Below are 9,099 nucleotides of genomic sequence, written 5' to 3'. Positions count from 1 at the left end.
ATTGCGCGAAGCGATAGTACAAGCCTTCGCATTTCAGCGAGCTAACAATACGGACAAATCAATAATTGAACACGGTCACGGACGTACTGAGTGTCGCCAGTGCTATGTTATTGATAGTAAAAACTTACTCGGTGACTTTTCAAAGTGGAAGGGGCTAAAAAATATCGTTATGGTTGAAAGTTGTCGCCTTGAGAAAGGAAAGCCAATCGAGCTTGAGTATCGTTATTACATCAGTTCTAAAGAGTTAAGTGCCGAACAAGCAGCGATAGCCGTTCGAGAACATTGGGGCATCGAATCGATGCACTGGGTGCTTGATGTCAGTATGAGTGAGGATGCATGTCAAATATACAACGCTCATGGGGCGGAAAATCTGTCATGCCTGCGTCATATGAGTTTGAATATGTTACGTGCAGAGCCGACGAAGATAAGCATTGTTGGAAAACAAAAGCGATGCATGATGAATCCATCGATGCTTGAAGCAGTATTAAAGACTGGATTTAGTGGTTCGGTTAAAAATCAAACACTCATGCGGTGGCCCTGCTGCTTTAGGTTTTCGTTACAGATAGCCATTGTTATTAGCGCACCGAATACAAGTCTTAAAATAACACTCAATCGGTTATGGTTAAGCATAAATAGTGGTCATACTTTTTAGGTTCAAAAAACACTTGTGCCAACATGTTTGGCACGAAATGGGCACAAAACGCGTTTTCGGTATTTATTGCGTATTTTTGAAAGTTTTACTTATTTAAAAGGTTAATTTTAACAAGAAATAAATTGTATGATTTTTAGATACGAAAATGACTGGTTGGCACGAGTTTATTTCGATTTGGCACAGATATATTTTGATTTAGCGAATCTAGTAATTGAAAAAGGCTTTTAAAACGAGGGGTTAAAGCGAGAAATGGTACACCCGAGTGGACTCGAACCACCGACCCCTACCATGTCAAGGTAGTGCTCTAACCAGCTGAGCTACGGGTGTATTGTTTGAACTTCAATGTTTAGACTCTTTGAAAAGAGTGGTACACCCGAGTGGACTCGAACCACCGACCCCTACCATGTCAAGACGTTAAAAATATTATTTCTTAAACCCCCTCAGCGCTACACCTTTCGCCTACACCCTTAACTAATATGAGTTTTCAAAATAAACGGGCATCTCATTTTCGATAATTTAAGAGAATATTCACAACATTTTTGCTTGAACTGGGCACGATTTAGGCACAATATAGAAATGTCCAAATTGACCACTATTTTGTCGTTTAGGGGGAGTGATGAACGAACATGCTGAGCATTTCAATAAGAGTTTAGATAAGTTGCTAGTCGACGTTAAACTCGAGATGGTTTCATTTAATCAAATTCAACTTGAGCGTTCGCTTAAAACCTTCTGTGAATCGTTTAACCTTCTTAGTACTCTAAAACCAAGCTCAGATGATAGCGTCGAATCCCCCGCATCAATATTGCTCGACTCATACCAAGCACCCTTGTTAGCAAGTAAAACTGAGGCAGGTTATTATCGTTTAATTTCTGGATTAATGACCTATCAAAAGCTATGTAAAATATATGCTGGTGATGCCAAAGCTCTAGTACCTTGTATTGTGTTACCTCGGCGCCCTAATAAAGACACACTCCATTTATTAATGCTCAATGATATTGTTAGGCCGTTATTAAAACAGTTTGTTAATGTCACAGGAGATTCAATCACTCAATCTTTATCTGCATGGTTTGTCACTGATGAACAACCATCAGTTTTTAACTCCCCACAATGGCAGTCGCTGTTTCCAATGATAAAAACCAAAACACAATTGTGTGAGTGGTTACATGTCAGCACTAAAACGGTCAGATTAAAATGACAAGTATCAAGCAACATTTAATAGAGCATATATGTCGATATTGCGAACTCAAAAAGCCGCACATTGGTAAAGATGAGGTCAGTGAAGATTTAGATGATTTTGTTGATCGTATTTTTGCCCCTGAATCACTAGGAGGGCTTAAACAAGTTATTAGATTGATCGCCCGTGTTAGAAATATATCCTTTCACTCAGCACAATCGATAATGAAAGAGTTAAATTTAGCAACCTATATTTTTGATGCATTACACAAGTATAGTTTTGATATCGAGGACCGTTATATCAGCAATGAATATCATCGGACCAAGTATCAAAAAGGGTGGTGCAGTGAATATCCCTTTTATGTTGTATTGCTTAAATCTTATGAATACAACCTGACGATAAAATCATGCGAATTATTCGCTACATTCATCAAGCACTATTACTCAGTGTTAGATACCCTCAGAGACAAAGACTTAGCCAGGGAATCTTCAACCAGGGAAGAAGATGCCTGTTCTAATTTCAGGCTTTTCATGAGAACCAATGTTGCTGAACTGAATTTTGTACGCGAGACAATTCCCAATACAACAGGTGATTCACCAGCGGCCATTGCCCACCAATTAGATCAATATCTTACTAGTAAAGAAACATGGCCATATCTACCACATAAAAATTATCTTCGAACACTTTGTCATTTCTTTTCCAATGATTGGAAACCTGCAAAACATATCACTCGAAGAAGACCTGCAATTGATCGAGTACCTAAACGTTATGCAGATCCCATTGCGATCCCGATTGTCGGCGCCCATGATGACATATTTGCATTGCTCCCTGACGAACCTTTAATACCTAATAGTGAAGGTTTAAATGATGATGACCAGTATGCTGCTCAGACATTTGTCATTAATAACCGTGACGTAGATACTAAACGTGATAAAACAGAACTACTCGACACAGCTATTCCTTTCAATAAGCACGTACAAAACCGAACTGCTATTGATGTCACCGCAAGTGTTCGTCGCTCTCATAATATGGGCATACAAAATACACAATTATTAATGCCTGAAGAGCTTAACTTCCTCATTGAAAAATTAATCCTGATGGGGCATCGACCAGCCAACCGCGAAATGGCGATAGTAATATGGCTAATGTTGCTATTGAGTAAATCTGTAGAAGAAATACAAAGCTTAGTCGTATTTACAGATTTATCTAGAAAACAGCAGGGCTTGTATATTGATGAACTTGGGCAAGGGTGGTGGTTCTTCTATGTAAGCCATTCAGCAAAAGCTAAGCTGGATAACGAAGGGCTAAGAGAAGTTAAAGAGGAGGTTTTTACGCCATGCCCCGAGTTTTTACAAAAGCTCATAGTTTCAAATAGGGGAGCTCAGTTAACCGGCCCCATCCTTAATGAAAAAGATTCAAAAAGAATTACGAGTTCAGTCGTTCGAAAACTAAAAAAGCTATCAGATCGACATGCTTCAGGCCGCGTAAGTGTCCGACGTTTGGTTAACTTTGTTAGTTATTATCTAAATTCAACTGATGTTATTGATCCTATTTTTATCGACTATAGCTATGCAGTGCATATGTACACGACTCGTGTTGCGAGAAGTTACGCGAATGTCAGGGATCATTTTAGAACCGAGCAACTCTCTAAATTATGGCAAAATGTTGAACAAGATATTCAGCTGTTCACGGGCAAACCACTACCGGTTTCATTATTTGAGCTTCGACATTTTGATCAAACAAATCCCTTCTTGGGGTCATCATTCACACCGACAAATGATGCCATAGCAACCTTAATTAACTCGTTAACAAAGCGAGTGTCGGCGTCTATACCTGGTTTTCAACATCGATTGCTAGATATGATTGAATATCATAATGCATTTACCGCTTATACAGCTTGGATGTTGCTATTTGGAACGGGCTATAGAGCGGCTTGGAATCCGTTACCAACATTTGCCTTATTTTTACCGTCATTAAATTTAATGGGGATAAGTGACAAAGACGATTCTGACTTTAGTCATTCTCGTATTGTCGCAGTGCCCAATATTTTAGTATCTCAATTGAACGAATATAAACGTCACTTAGGGTGTTTACGTTCATTGTTGCGCGTGTTACTGCCAAAGATGTGCAGTACGATTGACAACATAGTTGACGTTCAGCAACACGTGTTGAGCTTTAATCATACTCAGGCAACACAATGGTACAAAGTCATCCGAAATTCACGTAAAGAACAAGGTCCTTTCTTTTTTTTAAATAGACAAGGCAATAGTGTAGTAGCGACAAACTTATCACCCTCAGAGCTTGTAAACTATTGTAAAAATGAAATACAACTGCCTACTAATGCTGGACGACATTGGTTAAAATCCCACTTATTAAAGAAAAACATTTGCCCTGAGTTAATCAATTTCCAAATGGGTCATTGGCAAGCTGGAGAAGTGCCATTAGGTGATTATTCAGCTTTAAGTCATGTTGAAGCCATCAATGAAATAGTCCCTGTGCTTGATGAGTTATTTGAGGAGGTCGGATGGAAATCATTAAAGTCCGTCATTTCATAAAAAACCTCTACGAAAGTGGAAAATTTCACCCTTTATATCGAGAGGTTTTTGATGCATATGTAAAAAAAGATGAATTTGAAGACGATACTCAAAGCAAAGCTGAAGAGGATACTCAAAGCAAAGCTGAAGATGATACTCAAAGCAAAGCTGAAGAGGATACTCAAAGCAAAGCTGAAGATGATACTCAAAGCAAAGCTGAAGATGATACTCAAAGCAAAGCTGAAGATGATACTCAAAGCAAAGCTGAAGATGATACTCAAAGCAAAGCTGAAGATGATACTCAAAGCAAAGCTGAAGATGATACTCAAAGCAGAGCTGAAGATGATACTCAAAATAAAGCTGAAGAAGATGCTTTAAGAAAAGTTGAAGAGGATTTTTATCAATCTTATAACAATTTACTTGGGCATTTAAAAAAACGAATCATCCTATCGGAAACAAAATTTTTACCTGCTGAGCTAGAGGCATTAATTGCGCAACTTAAACCAGCGGTGTTGAGTAAGCAAACGCAGTTGTTGATTTTGCAGTCAATACTCAACTATGCCAAAAAGCATCATGGTATTGATTCTCCTAACATACCGTCGATTATTACTCTTAAACGAGATAAACCCATTATATCGCCGGTTGAGCTCGTCCAGCTGCCAATTGTTGATATGCTTTTCTCGCTACTCGATAAAGAATTAATGACCCCAAATAGAGCTCTATCTAACAACCAAAAACTAGGTCGTTCTGCTCTGTTGGTATATTTAACCGTTAACGTAAGCGATACTCAAGAGCTTATGTCTATTCTTGAGCATCCACAGGATGTGTTTTACGTCGGCGGAATTTGTTATTGGCAAAAACAGCAGATAACAACTGCTCAATCACGATACATTTTAAGTGATGTTGCGGTAATGGCATTACAACAATGGGCTAACGTCAAACAAAATGTCTCAAAAATCCAAGGGTGCATTGTAAAGTATTTAAACACGACATCTGAATTTGATTGGTCAGATCTATCAATGCTTAAATTAAGTACACTGAGAAAAATTCATAATATTCTGCAGTTAGGACCAGTACAGTATCAGATGTATTTTTTACCCAGTATGAGTCAAGCATTACCAGATCATGCTTTTATGCGGATTTTAACTGATAAAGCATGCATATATTTCGAGCCGCATTTGTTAGGGGTAAGTGATTTATGCACAAACGAATTTAAACAATTGAGGCATGTGGCCAACAACAACCATTGTTTTATTGCTATTGATACTACATTAAAACAACTAGATGCCATTTATTCGGATTTAATCAAAGAAGCATCAAGATCAGCATGTTTAGATACTTTAAGTAAAAAGCTTAAGTCATTAGATGTCACCGCCAATCCTTACCTCTGGCTGCTATGCTCTTGGTTATTCTCACTGTTAAAAAATGGAGGTACCTACAAGCGCCGATTAAAGTTGGCCACTGCAGTTGATTATGTCAAAAGCTTGAGCAATCCGTTTCTCGTCGTATTTAGTACATGCGATATAGGGTTATTATCGGGAGAGGATTGGGCTAATAAACTGAATGAATCCTCTGACGTTTTTACCTCAGCCCAACGAAAAAAATATGTGTATTATTTTGCACAGTTTTTAATAGAAACAAATTTAGTTCGAGATCTCTGCCTATCCGATATCGATGTTATTGGTAGTTCTAGTGAAGTTGACGCGAATTTAATTTCACCAAGTCATATTGATGAAGTATTGAAATATCTCACAGATCATATTCATGATGGTCTTGTCTATCAATATGCTTATTTTTTGTTATGTTTTTGCTTTTACAGCGGCTTGCGAAGGAATGAAGCTGCAAAATTAACCTGGGCTGACTTTTCATTTGCAGTCAATACGCCAGCCAAAGATGCATTTGACTATGTGCAGCTTTCGGTTAGACCCAATCAGCATCGCACGCTCAAAACGACTTCTGCTCGACGGGAGTTACCACTAGATGCACTTTGGCCAAAGACAGCCATAGAAAAGTTACGGGTGCGATATCAAATACAGCAACACTCAGGTGCAAACAAAAAGGCGCTATTGTTTGACGATGCAACTCGAGTCAATCAGGCTTATGAGTTAATAACAGATTTAATCCGTCACTTTACTCAAGACTACACTTTACGAATTCATCATCTTCGTCATAGTTTTGCTAATTGGTCTTGGTGCCGCTTAAATCCAAGAACCATAAAGCAGGGGCGTGTACAACTAACGATATTCGGTCATCAAATATTCGATGATGATTACCTACAACGGTTACAAAGCAGATTACGCTTTAATATGAATAGCCGTAAAAAAATGTTCATCTTGGCTCATCTGATGGGGCATAAAGATGTTCAATCAACGTTAAATAGCTATTTACACCTTAAAGATATTTTGTACTACTTAGACTTAAAGCCTTACTTTACGTTAACTAAGTATTTTACTTCAGAATGTGTTGGGCGAGTATCTTGGCTAGAACCAGAGTCGGGCTTAAGTTTGGCTGAAAGGTTAAACTATTACACTCGAGATACAGAAGCGAAATTAGCAATAAAGCCTGCACCATTAACGTCATCCTTATCGGTGCCAACATTTTCAACGTATGACAAAGAAATAAAACCAAATATTGAGATAAGCAGCATGACTTGGGCTCGTGCACTGAACGCCTTGAAAGTCAGCTCGGTTATCGAGTCTTCTCAATATTACAATATTCCACTCGAAGAGTTACAGCAACTACTTAATAATGCTGAGCAAATACATCAACATTACCCGCGCATAGGTAAGCGACTTCCATTGATCCCAGCCTTTCCAAGATTACATAATGCCGAATATGTTGCCAAAGCTGATGCAACTGTTGCTAAATCCAGTAAAGTATTTATGTATCTTTGCGACAAATTCGACAAGAGTATAGGGGTTGAACCGTTAACCTTAGCTAACGTGAGGTTGAGCATGGAAATATTAAAATACGCCGTACCAGGTAAAGGTTATGAGTTGAGGTGTCCGGACTCAACATTATCAAGAATGTTTATGCGTTTTTGTCAACTTTTAGGCTTAAAGGGTAGGCATTTAGTATTCACGTTTTACAGGGCCGATTTAACTATTGAAGAGTCAAAGTACATTGAAATTCGGTGGAAAAAAACAATCTCAGATTTTGGTTTTAATCCTAAAAACTTTTTATTTGCAAAAGAGGATCAAGGACTCTACTTAGGTAACCATGATGGTAATGGATTTTTAGAAATCGCATTGGTCAACAATACATATAAGCAGCCACAACGAGATCAAAGCATATTTAGCTTTTTACATTTTCTACTGATTTTGAGCTATGAGAACAAATAAAGTGTTAGCTTACTTATGTCCCATTCCAATTCAGTGCTGCTTTCCCTAACATTTTTCAGTTTCCTCATTGCCTAAACTATTATAATGCGATAAACCATAAAATATTCCTCATATTTAGTATGAGTGATCATATAATGCGAGTAAAAATAGAACACCATGACGATGGTGATGTACTATCAAAAATAGGTAATACGAAATGTTAGTTTTTAACTGCACCAAAGCCGCAGTAGAGTTTTTTACGGTTACACGTCAAGGCCAAAAGGTTTCAGATCTAGAGCCTGCGCCACATAAAACCATCGCAGAGTCGATTGAAACGCCTGTTTTTCCAAACGGTGTTGATACCGACAACAATGGTGAATTTCAATGGCAGTGGGTACTACATTGTGTATCCATTAAACGCAAAAGATACTTAATGGCGATGGATTATCAAAGTCGTTTTTGTATAACAGTACTAGCAGGAAAGAAAGGTGATATTTATCAGTTTCTCAATACCTTTGAGCCAATGCTAAAGGCGTGTTTTCACAGTCTAGCCAATGAAAGCGGTGTTGATACGGTCGAGGTAGAGAACTGTGTTGACCATTATGACAGAGAAGTTAATGACTGTGCCTTCTACCCTCGAAGTGACCGTAGCGTGCAAGCTCACCTAAATGACGTTCATTGGCATCTTGAACGTCACTGCTATGAAGATGGAATGTTACTTGAAGATGTTGATCTACTTGGCTTTAACTTATTTTCAGGTCAGTTTCCTCGTAATAGTAAGCACAAGAAGGAGCACTTTTTCCCTAATGAAGAATTTGTTAACCAGTGGCAACAGTGGGCATTAAAGCCTCAACCAGTGGATATGAGTAATGTCATCGTGTTAAGCCATCGCAGACAATAGAGGGTAAGAATAACTTTTTGTAGCGACTCAGCTGACACTCCCCGCCTAAAAGCTTCTCTGCAAATTGAGCAAGTTAAAAGAGGTAATTGATCAAGTAAGTTTGAGCATGCTTAATAACGCGTTGATGTGCAAAGGCGTGCCACTCGAATACTGCTGGCACATTTATGCCCCAAACCTTCTTAGAGTTATTACTCACAGCATTCGTATTCAGCTGTGTTTGACCCAATTTATCTAATGCTTCATTATGTGATTAGTTTACTATTTTCGATCCATCTGTGAACTAGATATATGGGTGCAGGTCAGTGGCTCGATTCAGACACAATAATAGCGGTTAATATGAGACTTTATTCTGTATCTACACTAGCTGTTTTCCTCTAAATGATGCTGAATTGGTAATCCCCCCTAAAAAAAGCTGATTTCAAAAGTAGAATTTTCTCGTACTATATACGCAGGGAGATTCTGCATGAAAACATCAAAATTTAGCGACAGCCAAATCTTGGCTATCCTCAAGCAAGCCG

At 38.4% G+C, this 9,099-nt stretch carries 4 protein-coding genes, 1 tRNA gene and 1 pseudogene; 5 read left to right on the top strand and 1 reads right to left on the bottom strand.

The window, feature by feature from the left end; all coding sequences use genetic code 11:
• Positions 1–514, top strand: a pseudogene (locus tag AC19MX_RS20905) (ISAs1 family transposase); the annotation flags it as partial.
• 388 nt (positions 515–902) lie between these two features.
• On the opposite strand, the gene AC19MX_RS20900 reads toward AC19MX_RS20905, so the two are convergent.
• Positions 903–979: transfer RNA gene (locus AC19MX_RS20900), tRNA-Val, on the bottom strand.
• Positions 980–1,268: 289 nt separating this feature from the next.
• On the opposite strand from AC19MX_RS20900, the gene AC19MX_RS20895 reads away from it, so the two are divergent.
• The 4 genes from AC19MX_RS20895 (at position 1,269) to AC19MX_RS20880 (ending at position 8,581) form a co-directional block, all read left to right on the top strand.
• Positions 1,269–1,847, top strand: coding sequence for a hypothetical protein (locus tag AC19MX_RS20895; protein WP_463008402.1), 579 nt, complete (start codon positions 1,269–1,271; stop codon positions 1,845–1,847).
• Positions 1,844–4,381 (top strand): hypothetical protein, encoded by a 2,538-nt coding sequence (locus AC19MX_RS20890; protein ID WP_498299760.1) that lies wholly within the window; start codon positions 1,844–1,846, stop codon positions 4,379–4,381. The genes AC19MX_RS20895 and AC19MX_RS20890 overlap by 4 nt, the downstream gene beginning before the upstream one ends.
• Entirely contained in the window at positions 4,351–7,701 is a 3,351-nt protein-coding gene (locus AC19MX_RS20885) for a site-specific integrase (protein WP_498299759.1), read from the top strand. Before AC19MX_RS20890 ends, AC19MX_RS20885 begins: the two co-directional genes overlap by 31 nt.
• A gap of 196 nt (positions 7,702–7,897) precedes the next feature.
• Positions 7,898–8,581: a DUF6933 domain-containing protein gene (locus AC19MX_RS20880; RefSeq protein WP_182745093.1), complete on the top strand. Its 684-nt coding sequence runs from the start codon at positions 7,898–7,900 to the stop codon at positions 8,579–8,581.
• The last annotated feature ends 518 nt before the right edge of the window (positions 8,582–9,099 follow it).

The sequence above is a fragment of the Shewanella sp. MF05956 genome, assembly GCF_059758055.1.
Note: the sequence above shows the minus strand (reverse complement) of the source record. Positions and strands in the feature narration are given on the sequence as shown.